This is a genomic window from Johnsonella ignava ATCC 51276 (assembly GCF_000235445.1).
GTDB lineage: Bacteria > Bacillota > Clostridia > Lachnospirales > Lachnospiraceae > Johnsonella > Johnsonella ignava.
In genome coordinates this window covers 187,891-207,163 of the sequence record NZ_JH378830.1, presented here as the reverse complement: position 1 = coordinate 207,163, position 19,273 = coordinate 187,891, and the positions used below count along the sequence as shown (strand labels likewise).

At 36.7% G+C, this 19,273-nt stretch carries 20 protein-coding genes and 1 pseudogene; 5 read left to right on the top strand and 16 right to left on the bottom strand.

Annotated features, from left to right (window positions below; all coding sequences use genetic code 11):
• Nucleotides 1-17: 17 nt before the first annotated feature.
• From HMPREF9333_RS03420 to HMPREF9333_RS03405, 4 genes are all read left to right on the top strand, one after another.
• The gene (locus tag HMPREF9333_RS03420; RefSeq protein ID WP_005539813.1) at nt 18-242 is read left to right on the top strand and encodes an AbrB/MazE/SpoVT family DNA-binding domain-containing protein; all 225 of its coding nucleotides are present in this window, start codon (nt 18-20) and stop codon (nt 240-242) included.
• Complete coding sequence (locus tag HMPREF9333_RS03415; protein ID WP_005539811.1) at nt 239-964, top strand: ABC transporter ATP-binding protein; 726 nt, start codon at nt 239-241, stop codon at nt 962-964. Before HMPREF9333_RS03420 ends, HMPREF9333_RS03415 begins: the two co-directional genes overlap by 4 nt.
• Nucleotides 961-1,710 (top strand): ABC transporter permease, encoded by a 750-nt coding sequence (locus HMPREF9333_RS03410; RefSeq protein ID WP_005539809.1) that lies wholly within the window; start codon nt 961-963, stop codon nt 1,708-1,710. Before HMPREF9333_RS03415 ends, HMPREF9333_RS03410 begins: the two co-directional genes overlap by 4 nt.
• Nucleotides 1,711-1,916: 206 nt before the next feature.
• The gene (locus HMPREF9333_RS03405) at nt 1,917-2,531 is read left to right on the top strand and encodes a DUF3841 domain-containing protein (protein WP_005539807.1); all 615 of its coding nucleotides are present in this window, start codon (nt 1,917-1,919) and stop codon (nt 2,529-2,531) included.
• Nucleotides 2,532-2,616: 85 nt separating this feature from the next.
• On the opposite strand, the pseudogene HMPREF9333_RS12495 reads toward HMPREF9333_RS03405, so the two are convergent.
• From HMPREF9333_RS12495 to HMPREF9333_RS03355, 11 genes and pseudogenes are all read right to left on the bottom strand, one after another.
• Nucleotides 2,617-2,772, bottom strand: a pseudogene (locus HMPREF9333_RS12495) (ORF6N domain-containing protein); the annotation flags it as partial.
• 191 nt (nt 2,773-2,963) lie between these two features.
• Nucleotides 2,964-3,485 carry an O-acetyl-ADP-ribose deacetylase gene (locus tag HMPREF9333_RS03400; RefSeq protein WP_005539806.1) on the bottom strand — a complete coding sequence of 174 codons (522 nt, stop codon included), beginning with the start codon at nt 3,483-3,485 and terminating at the stop codon, nt 2,964-2,966.
• Nucleotides 3,485-3,826, bottom strand: coding sequence for an arsenate reductase family protein (locus tag HMPREF9333_RS03395; protein ID WP_005539805.1), 342 nt, complete (start codon nt 3,824-3,826; stop codon nt 3,485-3,487). Before HMPREF9333_RS03395 ends, HMPREF9333_RS03400 begins: the two co-directional genes overlap by 1 nt.
• 153 nt (nt 3,827-3,979) lie before the next feature.
• Complete coding sequence (locus HMPREF9333_RS03390) at nt 3,980-4,495, bottom strand: hypothetical protein (RefSeq protein WP_005539803.1); 516 nt, start codon at nt 4,493-4,495, stop codon at nt 3,980-3,982.
• A 3-nt stretch (nt 4,496-4,498) separates the two neighbouring features.
• On the bottom strand, nt 4,499-4,729 hold the full coding sequence (locus HMPREF9333_RS12145; protein ID WP_005539801.1) for a YbaK/EbsC family protein: 231 nt from the start codon (nt 4,727-4,729) through the stop codon (nt 4,499-4,501).
• Between the two features lie 147 nt (nt 4,730-4,876).
• Nucleotides 4,877-6,064: a hypothetical protein gene (locus HMPREF9333_RS03380; protein ID WP_040882138.1), complete on the bottom strand. Its 1,188-nt coding sequence runs from the start codon at nt 6,062-6,064 to the stop codon at nt 4,877-4,879.
• A 169-nt stretch (nt 6,065-6,233) separates the two neighbouring features.
• Entirely contained in the window at nt 6,234-7,688 is a 1,455-nt protein-coding gene (gene xylB, locus HMPREF9333_RS03375) for a xylulokinase (protein WP_005539797.1), read from the bottom strand.
• Between the two features lie 191 nt (nt 7,689-7,879).
• On the bottom strand, nt 7,880-8,929 hold the full coding sequence (locus HMPREF9333_RS03370; RefSeq protein ID WP_005539795.1) for an NAD(P)-dependent alcohol dehydrogenase: 1,050 nt from the start codon (nt 8,927-8,929) through the stop codon (nt 7,880-7,882).
• Between the two features lie 15 nt (nt 8,930-8,944).
• Nucleotides 8,945-10,036, bottom strand: coding sequence for a sugar ABC transporter substrate-binding protein (locus HMPREF9333_RS03365; RefSeq protein ID WP_005539793.1), 1,092 nt, complete (start codon nt 10,034-10,036; stop codon nt 8,945-8,947).
• 48 nt (nt 10,037-10,084) lie between these two features.
• A complete protein-coding gene (locus HMPREF9333_RS03360) occupies nt 10,085-11,065 on the bottom strand; it encodes an ABC transporter permease (protein ID WP_005539791.1) in 981 nt (326 codons plus the stop codon).
• Nucleotides 11,066-11,112: 47 nt separating this feature from the next.
• A complete protein-coding gene (locus HMPREF9333_RS03355) occupies nt 11,113-12,600 on the bottom strand; it encodes a sugar ABC transporter ATP-binding protein (RefSeq protein ID WP_005539789.1) in 1,488 nt (495 codons plus the stop codon).
• 320 nt (nt 12,601-12,920) lie between these two features.
• Here HMPREF9333_RS03355 and HMPREF9333_RS03350 point away from each other — a divergent pair, with 320 nt between their 5' ends.
• Nucleotides 12,921-14,054 carry an ROK family transcriptional regulator gene (locus tag HMPREF9333_RS03350; protein ID WP_005539788.1) on the top strand — a complete coding sequence of 378 codons (1,134 nt, stop codon included), beginning with the start codon at nt 12,921-12,923 and terminating at the stop codon, nt 14,052-14,054.
• A gap of 164 nt (nt 14,055-14,218) precedes the next feature.
• Here HMPREF9333_RS03350 and lysS read toward each other — a convergent pair whose 3' ends face one another.
• The 5 genes from lysS to pfkA all read right to left on the bottom strand — a co-directional run bounded on the left by lysS (nt 14,219) and on the right by pfkA (nt 19,204).
• Nucleotides 14,219-16,189, bottom strand: a complete 1,971-nt coding sequence (lysS, locus tag HMPREF9333_RS03345; RefSeq protein ID WP_005539786.1) for a lysine--tRNA ligase — start codon at nt 16,187-16,189, stop codon at nt 14,219-14,221.
• A gap of 13 nt (nt 16,190-16,202) precedes the next feature.
• Complete coding sequence (gene greA / locus HMPREF9333_RS03340; protein WP_005539785.1) at nt 16,203-16,694, bottom strand: transcription elongation factor GreA; 492 nt, start codon at nt 16,692-16,694, stop codon at nt 16,203-16,205.
• A 150-nt stretch (nt 16,695-16,844) separates the two neighbouring features.
• Nucleotides 16,845-17,810 (bottom strand): tRNA dihydrouridine synthase DusB, encoded by a 966-nt coding sequence (gene dusB / locus HMPREF9333_RS03335; RefSeq protein ID WP_005539784.1) that lies wholly within the window; start codon nt 17,808-17,810, stop codon nt 16,845-16,847.
• Between the two features lie 79 nt (nt 17,811-17,889).
• Nucleotides 17,890-18,219, bottom strand: a complete 330-nt coding sequence (locus tag HMPREF9333_RS03330; protein WP_005539781.1) for a DUF6145 family protein — start codon at nt 18,217-18,219, stop codon at nt 17,890-17,892.
• Nucleotides 18,220-18,223: 4 nt separating this feature from the next.
• On the bottom strand, nt 18,224-19,204 hold the full coding sequence (gene pfkA, locus HMPREF9333_RS03325; RefSeq protein WP_005539779.1) for a 6-phosphofructokinase: 981 nt from the start codon (nt 19,202-19,204) through the stop codon (nt 18,224-18,226).
• Between the last annotated feature and the right edge of the window lie 69 nt (nt 19,205-19,273).

The following is a 19,273-nucleotide window of genomic DNA, read 5'->3' as shown; positions in this document are numbered from 1 at the left end:
AATCAGGAGGTAAAAAAATGAAACACCCAGAGGGAAAATACGCCTGGACTGTTAAGGTAGGAGAAAAGGGGCAGTTTGTTATACCTAAAGAAGCCCGTGATGTTTTCGGCATTAAACCCGGTGATACTTTAATAGTTCTTGCAGATATAAATAAAGGTATCGCCATTCCACCTAAAAATATGTTCGCACATTTGATGGATACTATTTTCAATCAAAATGCACCAAAGGGGGATAAAGAATGAATGCTGTCATCATTAAAGAGCTTACAAAAAAATACGGAAACATAGTTGCCGTAAATAATCTTAATTTGACAATTGAGCAAGGTGAGTTATTTGCCCTGCTTGGCGTAAATGGTGCGGGGAAAACGACAACGATTAAAATGTTATCATGCTTGATAAAACCCACAAGCGGTGATGCTTTTCTTCTCGGTGAGAGTATTATCTCAAATCCTCATTCAATAAATGAAAAAACCAATATTTCACCACAGGAAACGGCAGTGGCAGCAAATTTATCTGTTTTAGAAAATTTAGAACTTATTGCAGGAATATACGGACAAAATAGTAAAACGGCAAATAAAAACGCCCATGAAATAGCACAAAAATTCGGTTTAAAAAATGAACTGAATAAAAAAGCAAAAAATTTATCGGGTGGAATGCAGCGCCGTCTTTCTATCGCTATGGCTCTGATTTCAGAACCTCAAATTTTATTTTTAGACGAACCGACTCTAGGACTTGATGTTTTGGCTCGTCGTGAACTATGGGCTTCAATAAAATCATTAAAGGGAAAAGTTACGATAATTCTTACAACCCATTATATGGATGAGGTCGAAAATTTATCTGACCGTGTGGGAATAATGGCAAATGGGCAATTAACAACTGTGGGGACCGTAACAGAATTAACTATGCAAACTAATACTGCTAAATTGGAAGATGCCTTTATTGTGCTTTCAGGAGGTGTACTATGAGAATGTTTCTATTTGCAAAACGTAATATAAAAGAGATTTTGCGTGATCCTATAAATCTCTTTTTTAGTATCGGCTTTCCTCTTGTACTTTTAGTCTTGTTGTCTATTATAAATTCTTCTATTCCACCCGAAGCGAAAAACACTATGTTTCAAATAAAAAATCTCGCACCTGGTCTGGCAATGTTCGGTAGCGTATTTATGGCATTATTTGCAGGTATGTTGTTATCAAAAGACCGCACATCTTCTTTCTTAATGCGTTTGTTTACATCTCCTATGACTGCGGCGGATTTTATTTTAGGTTATACTTTACCTATGGTGGTTATGACAATCATACAGGCTGCAATAACCTTATTGGCAGGAGGAGCCTTTGGACTTGATATAAATATCAATATCATTTTTGCAATTATTATGACAGCATTAACTTCCCTGTTTTTTGTTGGTACCGGTTTGTTTTTTGGAAGCCTTTTGAATGATAAAGCGGTCGGCGGAGTTTGCGGGGCATTACTGACCAATATTGCAGGTTGGCTATCCGGAGTTTTTATTCCAATTGACTTGATAGGCGGTGCTTTCAAAGCAATAACACATATTTTACCGTTCTATAATAGTGCTGAAGCAATAAGGATAAGTTTAAGCGGTAATTTCAGTTATATTCTTCCTCATTTGATTGTCGTAACAGTATATACAATAGTTATTTTCACTCTCGCTATTATCGCTTTTAATCGTAAAATGAACGGCGAAAAAATATAAAATAACTATTAAATTCACAGACAGATTATCTCAAAATAGGAATCCTGTAATTAAAAGCTCAGACATCCGTTTTATAACAATAAAAAATCGTTTTTAACGGGTTCTATTTTTATACTTGCATTTTATTTTAGATTTTAATAATATAATAGCAGATAACAGAAACAGTCATAATTATTGAAAAATCATCTTATAACAGAGGAGCAAATATGGAAACCGTTAACCTGTATTCAAGACAACATGAAAATTCTTTACAGGAATTAAACTCTAAAAACCTTGTAACAAATAAAAAAATATATATACAACTGCATTTAGGTGATATTTCGGATTTTTTCCTGGAAAGATACGACTATTTTGTACAGATGGCAGAGAAAAGGGTTAATCGTCCCACAGGGATAGAATATCCTATCTGGTGCTCTATAAGCAAATACAACTGTCTTAAGGCTGTAGATAAATCTGTAGTATACTGTCTTAGTGTACCTAAAAATGAAGTTATCTTTTTTGACGGCGGAAAGTGGGATTACGTCCTTAATGATCTCTATATTCCGAAAGATGATAAAGACAGAGAAAATTATCTTGCTTATATTAAAAAATTAGGAGTCAAAGATGAATTTAATTTTATAAGCGGAAAATATAAAGGACTTTACCCTGAAATAGAGAGAAAAATAAAAAACAGCTGGGAAAGAATTTTTGATATTGATATTTGGAATAAGTTCAGCGTACAGGCAAATCTCTGGCAGATAAAAAAAGAATGGATAAAACACATTGTTTATCCGGGGGAGAATCTTTTTGATATTGCAGATGATATGGAGGAACAGTTTTAGAAAATTGTAGTTGAGTATTGTTTAAAAAAGGTAGAAGGAACTAATGCAACTTGTCAGGAATACGCAAGTAAGAAAACATATAAGAAAAGTCTTTCATACGCTTGAATGTTCTGATTAAGGCTCTGCTTTGTTTCACTGCAAGTTCTCCCCTTAATACAGTCATCAGCATATAAATAGCTTGTTCTGTAAAAGCGTATGGATTATACTTTATATTACTTCTTCTACCTGTTCCTTTATTCAAGGTGCCATTTTGGCACCTTGAAAGTTCATCTGAGCGAATATGCTCACCCTTGCCACTTCAGACTGTTCAACATCAATAGTATCGTACCTTAAATCATTTTTTTCACATCCTCTCACAGTTTTTATAACCTGCCAGACATTTTAATATTATTATAATCCGTTTTTTCAGCATATATACTCTATATTACACTTTTATTTATATAACTTATCTACTTCAGCTTCATATACAGACTCAGTATTACTATCAAATAATACCCACTTTACTAAATCGAACTTTTCAGCATTATCTTTCAAAAATCTATTAACCGTACGTACCGCAATCTTTGCTGCCAATTCTACCGGAAAACTATATACTCCTGTAGAAATAGACGGAAAGGCAACAGATCTGATTCCGTTATCCATTGCCAGTTTCATAGAATTAAAATAGCAGCCTGCAAGGAGCTCCTCTTCCCTGCTTCTTCCGCCGTTCCATATCGGTCCAACGGTATGAATCACATAATTGCATGGCAAGTTGTAAGCTTTCGTAATCTTAGCTTCTCCTGTTGCACATCCATTAAGTGTCCTGCATTCTGCCAGAAGCTCCGGTCCTGCCGCACGATGAATTGCTCCATCAACGCCACCTCCACCAAGAAGTGAATTATTTGCAGCATTTACTATCGCCTGTACATCTGTGATCTTTGTTATATCACCTTTTACTGTCTTAATTAAATACATCAGTTCCATCCTTTCCAAATATCCGGCTGATAACCGAGTGTAGACTGTTTTCCATTTCTTACTACCGGAGTTTTAATCACCTGCGGGTTTTCAAGAACTTTCTCAAGCTTATCTTCAGCCGCAATATACTTAATAATGGCAAGACAATCCCTATCTTTACCCTTCCAGTTAATCATATTCTCTAACCCGCCATTTGCATTGGCTACGGAATTAAATTCACCTTTGCTCATACCTTTTTCTTTCATATCAACAAACTGATACTTTATACCCCGTTCCTTAAAAAACCGCTCCGCTTTCCTGGTATCATTACATTTTTTCGTTCCAAATATCTGTATATTCATATCAGTATCCCTTTATTATTTCTTCATTTATTTTATAAATTTTCTTAAAAGTATAAAGCTCTGCCGGACTCTTTATCAGCATTACCGCTTTTTAAAAAAGTCTGTAAATCTCTATTTTATAATAATTACCGGAGCAGAATTTTTTACAGATATTTATAATCTCTCATAGGCAATTCTGGGAGTACCGTCATCTACATAAATTATACCGCACTTTTTGAATCCGTTTTTACATATAAGATGCTGCATTACCTGATTATCCTGATGCGTATCCACCCTTAAATGATTAATTTTTTGTTCGCAAAATTCCGTAACTATTGTAAAAATACCCTTGATTTTTCCATCTCCTGCAATCCTGTGTAGTGTCCCGTATGGTGTATCTGACAGCCATGTACCGTTCTCAATATAAGTATAAGTCGGGTCTTCTCCAATAATAAATGCAAAAACTGCATGTATCTTACTATCTGCTGTTATTACATATAGATTCCCTTTATTAATATCATCAAGAAGCAATCCTTTAGACGGAAAATTATTTTTCCATTGGTTCGGATTCCCGTTTTTTCTCATATAGCTTCTGGCAAGTTCATATATTTTCATAATTCTTGGCAAGTCTGTATTTACAGCCTTCCTAATTGATATTATGGCATCATATTTTGAGCTGCATACTTCCATATACTATCCTTTCAAACTCACAAGTTTTGCACTATATCCAAGACCGGGTATAATCTTCTTAAGTACATCTTCAGTCCTGATTTTAAGATGATATCTGTTATCACTTGGATTTACGCCAAAATATTCATCCTTAAGTATATCCTTGTCAATTACAAGTGCCACTTCATTATCTTTATCCATGGTAAGACAAAAAAGAGAAGCCGTACCTGGTTTTACACCTATTTTTTCTTCCATAAGTTAAGGAGACGCAAAGCTTGGTCTTGATATTCCCAGGGCATCTCTAAATTCCTTGGTATCAAAACGTTTATCCGCAGGCATTATTAATAAATAAAATATTTATTTGAGCTTAAACATTTATACCTGACTCCGTTAAAAGTGCAGTTATATCATTGCTATCGTTCCAATATAAAGATTATCCTTATCAACCAGCAACTGAAGCGGATTATTGCTCAGCCTACTTAATGTATCTATGTTTTGAATAAAAGGTCTGACAAAATTGCTCTTGTGCTCAATCAGCCGTTTCATTTGGTTACTGATTTTTTCCTCTGCCATAACACTGAGTTTATCCCCTGCGGCAGTAAGAGTTTCATCAGCCTTAGTATCTCCAACAACCGGTATCTTACCTACAATCTTGCCAACCGTTTTTGTTGTTTTTGACAATCCTTTCAGCAAAAAGGAATCTGTTGAAGTTAAATAATACCCGTATATCGCTTCATAGCACTTCGTATAAAGCTCTATATACTCCATTGAATAATCATTTAATTTTGCTGAAATACCAGACAAATATTCTTCATTATAATTTCCAATAAACATTACATCTAAGAATGTGGAAAATGCCAGCATATATAATGCAAGCTGATAATCTTTGAAACGGTCTTGAACCGTCTGCAACTTCTTATCTACAGTCTTGTTGATATGAATTTTGGTATTAATAAAGGATTTCTTATTAAGCTCGGCAATTATCCGTTCACGGTAAAAAACAATCTTTGCTTCCGATTCTTTTTTGATTGCAAGAACTATTGTGTGATTACTGTTATTATACATTTCATTATTCCAGTTGTACTTGTAGTTATTAAAGGCATCGTATAAGAATGTAAGATTTCCTTTTAACTCTGCTTTTTCCTTCTGCACAAGAAAATCCATCATTTCCTGTTGCATTTCTTTTATAGAGTCAAGTTTTTTGTCAATATTCGCAAGTGCAACCGCCATAAAAAGCATTGCAGGATCAAAGGCAAGTGGCATCATCTGAGCCTGCCCGCCACCTACTGAACCGGTTGATATTTTAAGAGAGCCAATAAAATTACCTGTTTCTTTCATCTGAAACATTGTTTTTCCGGCTGTATCAACATAGTACAACCCGCTTCCGCCTGCTCCGGACACTGCGGTTTGTACGGCAATAGTCAGTGGTTTAAATGACATCCCTATAGCTGCCAGTTTAGTCAACGGCAACTTTGTATAATCGGAAACCCCAACATTCGATTTTTCTAAGACAGGGCATAGCGATGCATCATTCATCATAGCCATTATACAGTTATCTTTTTCATTTTCCATTTTAATAATTTTGCCCATATTTATTCCTCTATATCTTAGACTCGTTTTTTCATAGGTCATTTGACACTATCTCATAAATGTGCGGATTTACTTGGCTAAATTGTATCACAGCTATAAACTTGAAAAAAGCTTCTTTTTCTTTAATTTTCTACACGAGTAATTGCCTGCTATACAAATTTTTACTTTTCTAACAAAACAGACCCTTTAATGCCGGGTACAGTTTTGCAAATCTTGCATATTTTTCATCATATCTTTTTGCAGCTTCCTGATTTACGCTTATATGCTCTTTTATCTTTATAAGAGCCTTGCAAGCCGACTCAACACTTTCAAACTCTCTGCATGCAACTCCTGCAAGTATGGCGGCTCCGTAAGCAGGTCCTTCTTCAGTCTCAACCAAATCAACCTCAAGTTTCATAATATCGGCACTCATTTGCCTCCACAGCTTACTTTTCGCACCGCCGCCGCAAAGTGTGGTCTTTTCAAAACCAATACCGAGTTTTTTAGCCACTTCCAATGAATCTCTAAGTCCAAAAAGAACTCCCTCCATGACCGCCTGTGTCATATCCTCTCTTTTTGTATTCATACTCATACCTATAAAAGCAGCCCTTGCCTTAGTATCATTATGCGGGGAACGCTCCCCCATAAGGTAGGGTAAAAAGAATACTTCATTAAATCCAAGCTTATCAAAATTTGGCTGTTCTTTAGTATAATCTTTAGTATTTAATATATCTTCCATCCACCACTTATTGCAGGAGGCGGCACTTAACATACAAGCCATAAGATGATAATAACCGTCTGCGTGTGCAAATGAGTGCAATGCATTGTTGGGATCTGCTTTAAATTCATAAGCAGGTATAAACATAGTGCCGCTGGTTCCCAAAGATATGTTACAACTTGCACCTGCTGTTATTCCTGTACCTATAGCCGCCGCTGCATTATCGGAAGCTCCTGCCGCAACCTCAACTTTTTGTTTTATGCCTAGCTCCAAGGCAACATCAGTGCTTAATACACCTACACTTTCATAACTTTCATAAAGCTTAGGCAGCATTTCCTCATTTATCTCACATATGGAAAGCATTTCTTTTGACCACTTTTTAGACTTCACATCAAGTAAAAGCATACCTGAAGCATCGGAATAATCCGTAGTAAAGTTTCCGCTAAGCTTATATACTATATAGTCTTTAGGAAGCATAATCTTATTTATTTTTTCAAAATTTTGCGGTTCATTTTCTTTAAGCCAAAGTATTTTAGGAGCTGTAAAACCGGCAAAGGCTATATTGGCAGTGTACTCCGATAACTTATCCTTACCTATTACATTGTTAAGATAGTCGGTCTGGACCTTGGAACGACCGTCATTCCACAGTATAGCAGGTCTTATCACCTTATCTTCCTTATCCAGCACCACAAGACCATGCATCTGCCCTGCGACAGCTACACCCTTAATTTTTGTTTCAAAACCCTGTATAAGTTCCTTGATTCCTGCCACTGTCCCGGCATACCAATCGTCAGGATTTTGTTCTGACCATTCAGGTTGTGGCAAATACAAAGGATACTCTTTTGATACAATTTTTTCTATTTTTCCATTTTCATTCATCAGCAAAAGCTTAACTGCCGAAGTTCCCAAATCTATACCTACAAACATACATACACCTCATATTTATTATTAACCGAATTTTATAAAAAATAAAAGCTGCCGCAAAAACAAACTACCTACTCCTTGCAACAGCTTTTATTACCTTATTTTAAACTATATAACAGTATTTTATTTTATCTTTAATGCTTCCCGGATATTATAACAAATACCCGGGCAGTCATCAATACCACAACAATACATTACTTTATCTTAATTACAGCCTTCACAAGGTTTTCTTTATTATTAACAGCTTCATTATACGCATTTTCGATATCATCAAGCGTAAATTCATGTGTAATAATAGAAGCAACATCTATAGCACCGTTTCCTACCGCTGCTATCGCCTTGGGAAAAATATTTTTATAACGGAATACCGACTTTATAGTAATCTCCTTATCCATAACCTGTGCAAAGTTATATGATATTTCTTCCTGTGCGGCTATACCGACTAAAACTACAGTCCCACCTCTTCTTGTAAGAAAAGGTGTCTGAGCTATGGTTACCGCAGAACCGGCAGTTTCAAATACTATATCTGCATTCCTTCCTCCTGTAATCTCCTTAACCTTTTTAAATATATCGGTTTCCTTTGAGTTGATTACATGTGTTGCACCAAGCTCCAAAGCCTTATTAAGTCTTGCATCAACAAGGTCGGCTACTATTATAGTACCTGCACCCCTTGCCTTGCTTGCAAGTAAGGTAACCAAACCTATACAGCCCGAACCGAGTATAACTACTGTATCACCGGTGTTCATTTCACTTTGCTCTACTGCATAAAATCCTACGGAAAGCGGCTCTATTAATGCTCCTGCCTTTGTAGATACATTTTCAGGAAGCTTAAAACACATATCAGCCGGAAATGCTATAAATTCCTCATTACAGCCGGGTACCGGAGGTGTAGCTAAAAATACTACATCAGGACAGAGATTGTAATGCCCTGACTTACAGGCCTCACACTTTCCACAGGTAATTCCCGGTTCAAGTGCCACTCTGTCTCCTACCTTCAAATCATTTACATCTTTACCTACAGCGGTTATAGTACCGGCACATTCATGCCCAAGCATATAATCCTGTGATAAATCAACCTTATACGCACCGCAATTTCCATGATGATAATAATGCACATCAGATCCGCATATACCTACATACTCCAATGAAACCAATACCTCATCATCTTTTATAGAAGGAACTTCAATCTCCTTAAGTATCATCTTGTCAGTTCCCCTCATAAAAGCAGCCTTTTGCATCTTCATAAGCCTCCTCCTTTTTTACTTTATATCAGACTCTGATATTTCTCCGTTTTCTACATATATCTTAAGATACTCATTAACATTTTCCGCATTAATCTGTGGCGCTTCTACATGATCATTTACTTCGGTTACCTTAAGCTCACCCTTTACAACTTTACTGGCATACTCCATATTTTTCTTTGCAAGATCTGCTGCCGACTGCAATGCTGTAGATGTAAGCAAGCCTTCTTTAATAAGCAGACAGCCTTGAGCTGTTCCGTCAACACCGTATGCCAGGAATTTAGCCTTGCCGTCATCACCTATATACTCTTTGTTATCCCTTATAGCCTCTATAGCACCTGCTGCCATATTGTCATTCATAGATATTATAGCATCTATATGTGTTCCTGCCTGTACCCAGGCTTCCATAAGTGTAAGTGCCTCATCACTGTTCCAGTTTGCATAATCTTCATATAAAACCTTTACATCCGGTCTTTTTGAAAGGAAATACTCTGTCCAGGCTTCTCTTCTCTTGTCTGCATGGAAGTTTCCTGAGGGCCCGTTAAGTATAACTACATTTGCATTTTGAGGTACTTCTTTTACCGCTCTTTGTGCACTTACCTTAGCCTGTTCTATAGGATCTGCGTCAACTGTACCCGTTCCTTCCATAACATCCTGATTGTCGCTTCCGTCCAGATCACTTTGATGTGTTGTAGGGTTGGTTGTAATTACAGGAATACCTGCATCTAAAAGCTTTTTGACATAAGGTGCCTGTGCAGCATTATTATTGGACTGAACTATTACCAAATCATATTCCTTGGTAATGCAGTCTTCCAGAAGACTGTTTTCCTTATTATCATCTCCCTCACCGCTCACACAGGTAAGAGTCAGCTCAGGGTAGTTTAGAGCCTCTTTCTTCATCTCCTCCGTAAGCCATGCTGCAAATGTATCGGCACTCGCTCTTGCAACAAAACATACTTTTTTACCGCCTTTACCGTCTCCGGCAGCACTTTTTGAGTTTGCAGAACTATCTCCTGCAGCCGATGAACCTGTGCCTCCTGAACTACACGCAACAAGTGATGCAGCCATAAAAGCTGCCAGAGCCATACTACCTAACTTTCTTAATTTCATATCTTTATTCCTCCTTTTATTAAAGCAGTGGTAAGTTTTCACTATCCACTAATTACTTTTTACTTTATTTTCTTTTACTATAATAACTCTACCTGATTTTCTAAGTTTAACCGTTATATCCACCGCTACCGCAAGTGCAATAATAAGGCCTTCTATAATCTGCTGTATATAGGCATTAACACCTATAAGGTTCATAACATTTTCAAGGAAACCTATAATAAATGCACCGGCAACAGTACCGCTGACACTTCCTATGCCTCCGGTAAATGAAGTACCTCCGACTATGGCAGCCGTAAGTCCTGTCATTTCATAGCCCACAGCTCCATTCGGCAGTCCGGCGTTATTTCTTGCCATAAATATAACTCCTGCAAGTCCTACCATAGCGCCGTTAATGATATATGACAAATATATACTTCTTTTTGAATCAATTCCGCTTGCCTCTGCTGCCGCTCTGTTGCCACCTATGGCATATAGGCTTCTTCCGTATCTTGTATGATTAAGCAGCCACCATACAAAGACTGTTACGAATACTACTATTATTACAGGTACCGGAACCGGTCCTAACATACCCTGACCCACTTTTACATAGTTGCCCAGCTGTAATATATTCTTTCCTCCGGTTATATACAGAGCTATACCCCTTGCAACCTGCATCATACCAAGTGTTGCTATAAATGCCGGTACTTTAAGCTGGGCTACAAAAAAGGCATTGACTATGTTACATATTATTCCTATCAAAAGTGCCGTAGTTAAAGCCGCAAATATGTTCCCGGTCGACTTAAATACCATAATGGATACTACACCCGAAAGTGCAAGCACAGATCCGACTGACAGATCTAAAAATCCGCTTATGATAAGCAGCATTTCTCCATATGCTATAAGTATGCCTACACAAAGCTGTCTGGTAACATTAATCAAATTGTTGTATTTTAAAAAGTCCTTACTGATAAAGCTACACACCAAAAAAATAAGCGCCAGCACTGCAAATATTCCTGTTTTTTGCAAAAAATGGGATACTCTATCTTTCATTTTCATCTTTCTCCGTATTTTGATTTTGATGTCCTGCTATATAAGCATTATAATCCGGTAGCATATCTCATGATGTCTTCCTGAGAAAACTCATCCCTTTTAAGCATACCGCTTATACGCCCCTTATTCATTACATAAATCCTATCGCACATACCTATAAGTTCCGGAAGTTCGGAAGATACCATAATTATAGCCTTTCCTTCCTTTACCATATCCGTCATAAGTTTGTATATTTCAAACTTTGCTCCTATATCTATACCTCTGGTAGGCTCATCAAGTATCAATATATCCGGTTCGCTAAGCATCCATCTGGATAAAAGAACTTTTTGCTGATTGCCTCCTGACAGACTTGATATAGGTGTATCCAGTGTAGGAGTTTTTACATTCATTTTCATAAAACTTTCGTATACGGCATTTCTCTCTTTCTTTCTATGAGCAAAACCCGAATATATGAACTTTTGTAAACTTGCCAAACTGGCATTCTCCATAACACTTCTTACAGGAACTATACCGTCATCTTTTCTGCTTTCTGACAGTAAAATCAAACCTTCTTTTATACTGTCCGCAGGATTTTTGATATTGACCTCTTTGGACTTTATCTTAACGCTGCCGCTGTCTTTATGGTCAAGTCCGTATATCGCTCTCATAACCTCGGTTCTGCCTGCCCCTACAAGACCTGCAAAACCTACTATTTCTCCCTTTTTGACATAAAAATCAATATCTTCGAACAGCTTATCCTTACTTAGCTTATCTATCTCCAAAACCTTATCGCCAAGCTCTGCATCTTCCTTAGGATAAGCATTTTCAATCTTTCTTCCCACCATTAAAGAAATAACACTTTCAAGGTCAAATTCGGAGGCTTTCTTTGATGCTACCACCTTACCGTCTCTTAATATACTTATATCATCAGCTATTCTAAATACCTCATCCATCTTGTGAGATATATAGATTATCGATACTCCTTTTTTCTTTAGTTCCTCTACCTTTTTAAACAGATTTTCAACCTCGGACTGGGTTATAGATGAGGTCGGTTCATCCATAATAATGATCTTGGCATTGTTGGTAACTGCCTTTATAATCTCAAGTATCTGTATATCCGAAACCGTTAGTGTCTTAAGTTTTTGCCATGGCTTATAGGATAAATTTTCCTCTTCCAGAAACTTTTTGCTTTCCTGCCTTACCTTCTTCCAGTCAATCATTCCCAAAGCTTTTAGAGGAAGTCTTCCTAAAAACAGATTCTCTTCCACCGAAAGCTCAGGTACATAACTAAGCTCCTGTGCTATCATAGATATACCTAAGTCTCTTGCCTGTATAGGATTCTTAATATCAACTTCTTTTTCATCCAGGAAGATGCTTCCCTTATCCGCCTTATATAATCCCATAATGATTTTCATGAGTGTTGACTTTCCTGCACCGTTCTCACCGCATAAAGCATGAACGGTACCTTCTCTTACAGAAAACTCTATACCGTCAAGTGCTTTTACCCCCGGAAAAGACTTTTCTATTTTACTAAGCCTCATTTTTATTTTATCCATAATACCTGTTTCCTTTGAAAGTTATTGAAGTGGATATAGTTTTATTTCTCATTAAAACAAGTATAAAACATTTTTTATCTTTTATCAATCTTTTTACAAAAGTTTGTGCTAAGTATACTATTACACACTATGATTTTTGTTAACTTTGTATATAATATAAGCTTAATTATTAACTAAACTAAGTTTTTAGGCTCTTACATTTGTAAAATATTTTATTTATGTTGTTAAAATATTGACTGCTTTTTGATAATGCGTTAGTATATCTTTAGAATTTCAGTAACATCTGATTAATTTATAATTTTATTATAGGAGAATAATTTTTGAAAAATAGTATAGATACTTTGAAAAGCATTTCAAAAAATATGGGTGATATATACAGATACATATATACAAATGGAGAATGTTCAAGACATGACATCGCTTTATCCCTTTCTATAAGTCTGCCTACACTTAATCAAAACCTGTCTAAACTTCTACACAAAGGCTATGTGTACGAAGCAGGAAATTTTAAGTCTACAGGCGGCAGAAAGGCGACAATATTCAGTTGTGTAGCGGATAAATTTCTCTCTGTAGGTATAGATATTACAAAAAATCATATTTCCATAGTGCTTATAGATTTGAATTTGAACATAATAGCTCACAGCAGGATACGAATAGCATACAAAGAGGACAGTACTTACTTTTCTACTTTACAAAATGAGCTTGAAAAGATACTAACAGCTTATGTTTCGGATACTTCAAAGATTTTGGGCATAGGCATATCGCTTCCCGTCATAATAAGCTCAGACCAAAAAAGCATATCCTATGCCGAGGTTATCAATGCTTCACCTGATATATACCATACTTTTTGCAGGTATTTTAACTTCCCCCTGCTTTTATTTAATGATGCCAATTCGGCAGGGCTTGCGGAAAGCTGGAGAAAAAACGGCAGTGAACCCATAGTATATCTGTCTCTTAGCAGCAGTGTAGGCGGAGCAAATATGAACGGACACAGCATATATACCGGAAAACATGGCAGAGGCTGTGAATTCGGTCATATGACTATAGTTCCAAAAGGACGCAAATGTTATTGTAACAGGATGGGCTGTCTTGATGCTTATTGTTGTGCCTCTATTTTGTCAGATTTTACCGACGGGAATCTTCACGCCTTTTTCGAAGAGGTGAAAACCGGAAAGAATAAAGGGCTTGTAAATGCTTTTAACGAGTATATGGACTACCTCGCAATAGCAGTTCATAATCTTAGAATGTGTTATGACTGTAATATAATACTTGGCGGCTATGTGGGAGCATATATGTCGGAGCATATAGAAACCTTCAGAAATAAAGCCGCTGAATTAAATCCCTTTGAAAAGGATGCCTCTTATATAAAGGTCTGTCATTATAAAACTGAGGCTTCCGCTGTGGGAGCGGCTGTTTATTATATAGATAAGTTTTTAAGGGGACTGGGGGAATAGGTCAATACAAAAACCCATAAGTTTTAGATAGTTAAACTTCCTCAAAATAGTGCTTTTTTTCATAGCTATATACTATATATGGCTTATATAAATAATAGCGGGATTATTCCCGCTATTATTTAATCCCTGTTATATTTAATTTAACTTAAATATATTCTCTTTTATTAATATAACTTTGCTCCAGCAGGAATACGGTTATCTAACATGATAAGATGAAGTTCTTCATCATCAGAATCCTTGAGTCTGTTTACCGCTGAAAGCAGCATACCGCATGACTCAATTCCCATCATTGCTCTGGGAGGAAGGTTTGTAATAGCGATAAGAGTTTTTCCAACAAGCTCTTCCGGCTCATAAAAGTTATGTATACCGGAAAGAATTGTTCTGTCAATACCTGTACCATCATCAAGAGTAAACTGTAAAAGCTTTTTGCTCTTAGGTACTGCTACACATTCCTTAACCTTAACCGCTCTAAAATCCGATTTTGAAAATGTCTCAAAATCAACCATCTCTTCAAATAAAGGCTCAATCTTTACATTTGAGAAATCAATTTTTTCCGGGGCGGTCGCAATTCGCTCGCTACTTTCTTTTGTATTGCTATTTGATACATTATTTTCCTCGCTTCCATCCTTAAGGGATTTCATAGTCGGGAAAAGCAATACATCTCGTATTGACTGCGAATTTGTCAGGAGCATCACAAGCCTGTCTATTCCATAACCTATACCTCCCGTAGGCGGCATACCGATCTCAAGTGCATTCAAAAAGTCCTCATCAGTATGATTTGCTTCTTCATCACCTGCTGCAAAAGCCTCTTCCTGAGCGGCAAAGCGCTCTCTCTGGTCTATAGGATCATTTAATTCAGAGTAAGCGTTTGCCATCTCTCTGCCGTATATAAACAGTTCAAATCTCTCAACCAGCCCGTTGCTTCCGCTTTTTTTCTTTGTAAGCGGTGATACCTCAATAGGATAATCCGTTACAAATGTGGGTTGTATAAGATTTTTTTCTACAAATTCTTCAAAAAATAAATTTAATATATCTCCCTTTGTATGTCTTTCTTCAAACTGTATATTATGTTTTTTTGCAAGCTCTCTGGCTGCCGTAATATCAGGTACCTCATCAAAATCAATCCCTGTATATTTTTTAACAGCTTCAGTTAAAGTAATTTTTTCAAAAGGACTGCCAAGATCTATCATTACATCGGCATAGGGAATTGTTGTGCTTTTACATACTTCAATTGCAAGATGTCTAAAAAGATTTTCAGTAAGTTCCATCATACCATAATAGTCGGTATAAGCCTGATAAAGTTCCATAAGAGTAAATTCGGGATTATGCCTTGTGTCAATCCCTTCATTTCTGAAAACCCTGCCTATCTCATAAACCTTTTCAAGTCCTCCCACTATAAGCCGCTTTAAATACAATTCAAGTGAAATTCTAAGCTTTACGTCCTCATTAAGTGCATTATAATGTGCTTCAAAAGGCCTTGCCGCCGCACCTCCAGCATTTGATACAAGTATAGGAGTTTCAACTTCTATAAAACCCTGTGTGTCAAGAAATTTTCTGATCTCAGTTATGATTTTTGAACGTTTTATAAAGGTTTCTCTAACATCAGTATTTACAATAAGATCAACATACCTCTGTCTGTACCTTGTATCAGTATCTGTAAGACCGTGGAATTTTTCAGGTAAAGGTCTTAAACTTTTTGATAAAAGTTCTGCCTTAGAAGCATGTATACTTATCTCACCTGTTTTTGTCTTGAATACAGTGCCTGTAATACCGACTATATCTCCTATATCAAATTTTTTAAATTCAGCATATGCTTCTTCGCCTATACTATCTCTTGCAACATAGCTTTGTATCCTGCCTGTAAGGTCAAGGATATTACAAAAACTTGCCTTGCCCATTATTCTTTTTGACATAAGTCTGCCTGCCACAGACACTTCCTTAGACTCATACTGTTCATATGAATCAACTATATCCGCTGTATGACAGGAATATGTATACTTTGTTATAAGATAGGGATCTTTTCCCTGTTCTTTAAGCTGTGATAGCTTATCATACCTTGCCTGAAGTATATGGTTAAGATCTTCTTTTATATTCTCTTTTGTACTTTCAACTTTGTCATCTTTGCTGTTGTTCATACCAAGCCTACCCTTATTCCCCCCTGTTTCCTCTGTGTATTGCCAAAACTTCATACTCCATCTCACCCATAGGAGTTTCAACCGTAACGATATCTCCTTCTCTCTTTCCTAAAAGAGCACTTCCCACAGGTGATTCATTACTTATCTTTCCCTCTCTTGAATCTGTTTCAGTTGCTCCAACTATCATAAAATCAACTTCCTCATTGTCAAGCTTGTCAAGTACTGTAACATTGCAGCCTACACTGATTATATCCAGATCAATCTCATCCTCATCTATTACTTCTACATTTTTTAACAGATTTTCAAGCTGCTCTATTCTTGCTTCATTCTGCCTTTGCTCATCCTTTGCCGCATCATATTCAGCATTTTCCGAAAGATCTCCCTGCTCCCTTGCTTCTTTGATTTTCTGGGCTATTTCCTTTCTTTTATTTACCTTTAAATCATGCAGTTCCTCCTCATAGCGTTTTAATCCTGCATATGTCAATATATTCTTGGTTTCTGACATTGTTTCCTCCACAGTAATTTATAATTTAATATTTTATATTCCTTTTATTTATATTTTATACAATATCCGGGCATTATAGCTTACACATAATTTTGTGTCAAGACGGTAATTGTATTAATGCCGTAAAAACATTACTTACATACTTATAGTTTACAGATAATACCTTATTAAAAGTTCTTTAAATTCATTATAAGTTTGAGCATGATTTATATCATCACGGAGCTTTGCCGAATTTTTAAATCCATGTGTATACCATGCCGCATGTTTTCTCATACTCCTTATTCCGGCATATTCTCCTTCCATTTCAATCTGCATTTTTGCATGTCTCAATAAGATTTTTATTATATCCTCAGTACTTGGAAAAAAAATATCCGTTTTTTCAAGACAGGCTAAAATCTGTCTAAAAATCCACGGGGTACCTCTTGCAGCTCTTGCAATCATTATTCCATCACATCCTGTTTCATTAAACATATCAATAGCTTCCTTGCCTGAAAATATATCTCCATTACCTATAACCGGTATATTTACAGCCTCCTTGACCTTTCTTATAACTGACCAGTCCGCCTTTCCGCTGTAAAACTGCTCCCTTGTCCTTGCATGTACGGCTATTGCCGAAACTCCGGCATATTCAGCTATCTTGGCAATTTCAACCGCATTGACATTATCTTCATTAAAACCTTTTCTTATCTTAACTGTAAGCGGTTTTTTAAGTCTTGAAGCCATACTTTTTAATATTTTTTCAGAAAGCTTAGGATTTTTCATAAGTGCCGAGCCTTCATTATTTTTAACCACCTTATTGACCGGACAACCCATATTAAAATCAATTATATCAAAGTCCATCTCCTCAAGCCTTAATGCCATCTCGGTCAATATATCGGGATCCGAACCGAAAAGCTGTACTGCCACAGGGTGCTCATCTTTTTCTATCTCAAGAAGTTTTTCAGTATTTTTATTATTATATAACAGCGCTTTTGCACTTACCATTTCAGTACATGTAAGTCCGCACCCTTCTTCACGGCATAATTTCCTAAAGGGCAGATCTCCGACACCTGCCATAGGCCCCAGACACAGTCCTCCTTTTATATGGACATTTCCTATATTAAAGCCCAGATTCATTATCCAGTTAAACCTCTTTTTAACATAATTTCAGCCTTTTTGCTGACAAAATTTAAAGCGGCTATAAAGATATTTTATATCATAACTCCATCTTTAAAATCACTGCCTTATAAAAAAGCTCTATTTCCTCAAGGAGTTCTCTTTTTTTACGCTGAAAGCTGCTTATAAGCATGCCGCTTTCTATCTCATCAAACAAATAATCTGCATCATCTGCTGCAACTTTAAATTTTAAATTTCCCAAATGGTCAAATTCAAGTGTGATCTGTCCGCCTGCCGATTCGGTAAATGTTACACACATTATTTGAAGTTCTTTTTTTACTGAATCAGGAAGCAGCTTAAATGCTGGATTAAAATAATACTTGCGTGTATATGAGTTTGCTCCGCATAAAACAGTTGTTTTTGTATCCATATTTTTACCTTACAAGCATCTTACTTATTCTGTACTGTTCTTCTGAAATATCCTTTTTCATAGCAAGAGCCTCTTTAATATCAAAATCACAAAACTGACCGTGCCTGTATGATACAAGCCTGTTTGATTTTCCTGCAGTTAAAAGTTCAACAGCCTTAGCCCCCATAATTGAAGCATAAACCCTGTCCTTACATGTAGGTGCACCGCCCCTTTGCATATATCCGAGTATGGTGGCACGGGTTTCAATACCGGTAGCAGCTTCTATACGCTTTGACATAGAGGAAGAATGCCCTATACCTTCAGCATTTATTATTATATGATGCTTTTTGCCACGCTTTCTGTTGTTAATAATCCTGTTTATAAGCTTCTGTTCATCTCCGTCATACCTTTCAGGAAGCAATATATCCTCCGCACCATTTGCAAATCCGCACCATAATGCTATATATCCGGCATTTCTTCCCATTACTTCAATTATACTGCAGCGTTCATGGGAAGTAGATGTGTCCCTCACCTTATCTATGGCTTCCATAGCAGTATTTACAGCGGTATCAAATCCTATTGTATAATCAGTGCAGGCTATATCAAGATCAATAGTTCCGGGAATACCTATAGTGTTTACACCAAACTCCGACAGTTTTTCGGCACCCTTAAATGAACCGTCTCCACCTATTACAACCATACCGTCTATACCATGTTCCTGACAGATTTTAGCACCAAGTTCCTGACCTTCCTTTGTAACAAATTCACTGCTCCTTGCAGTATACAATATTGTTCCCCCCCTGTGTATTATATCGGACACACTTGTGCTTTCCATATCTATTATCTCTTCTTGTAAAAGCCCGGCATATCCCCTCATTATCCCCTTAACTCTGAGATTTTTATGTATAGCAGTACGCACAACCGCACGTATGGCTGCATTCATACCCGGGGCATCACCGCCGCTTGTAAGTATTCCTATCGTTTTAACTTCCTTTATTTTTGACATAAATATCCTCCATTGTACCGGATGCTCTATATTATAATGTAAATATCATATCAAGCCTAAGCAAACCAG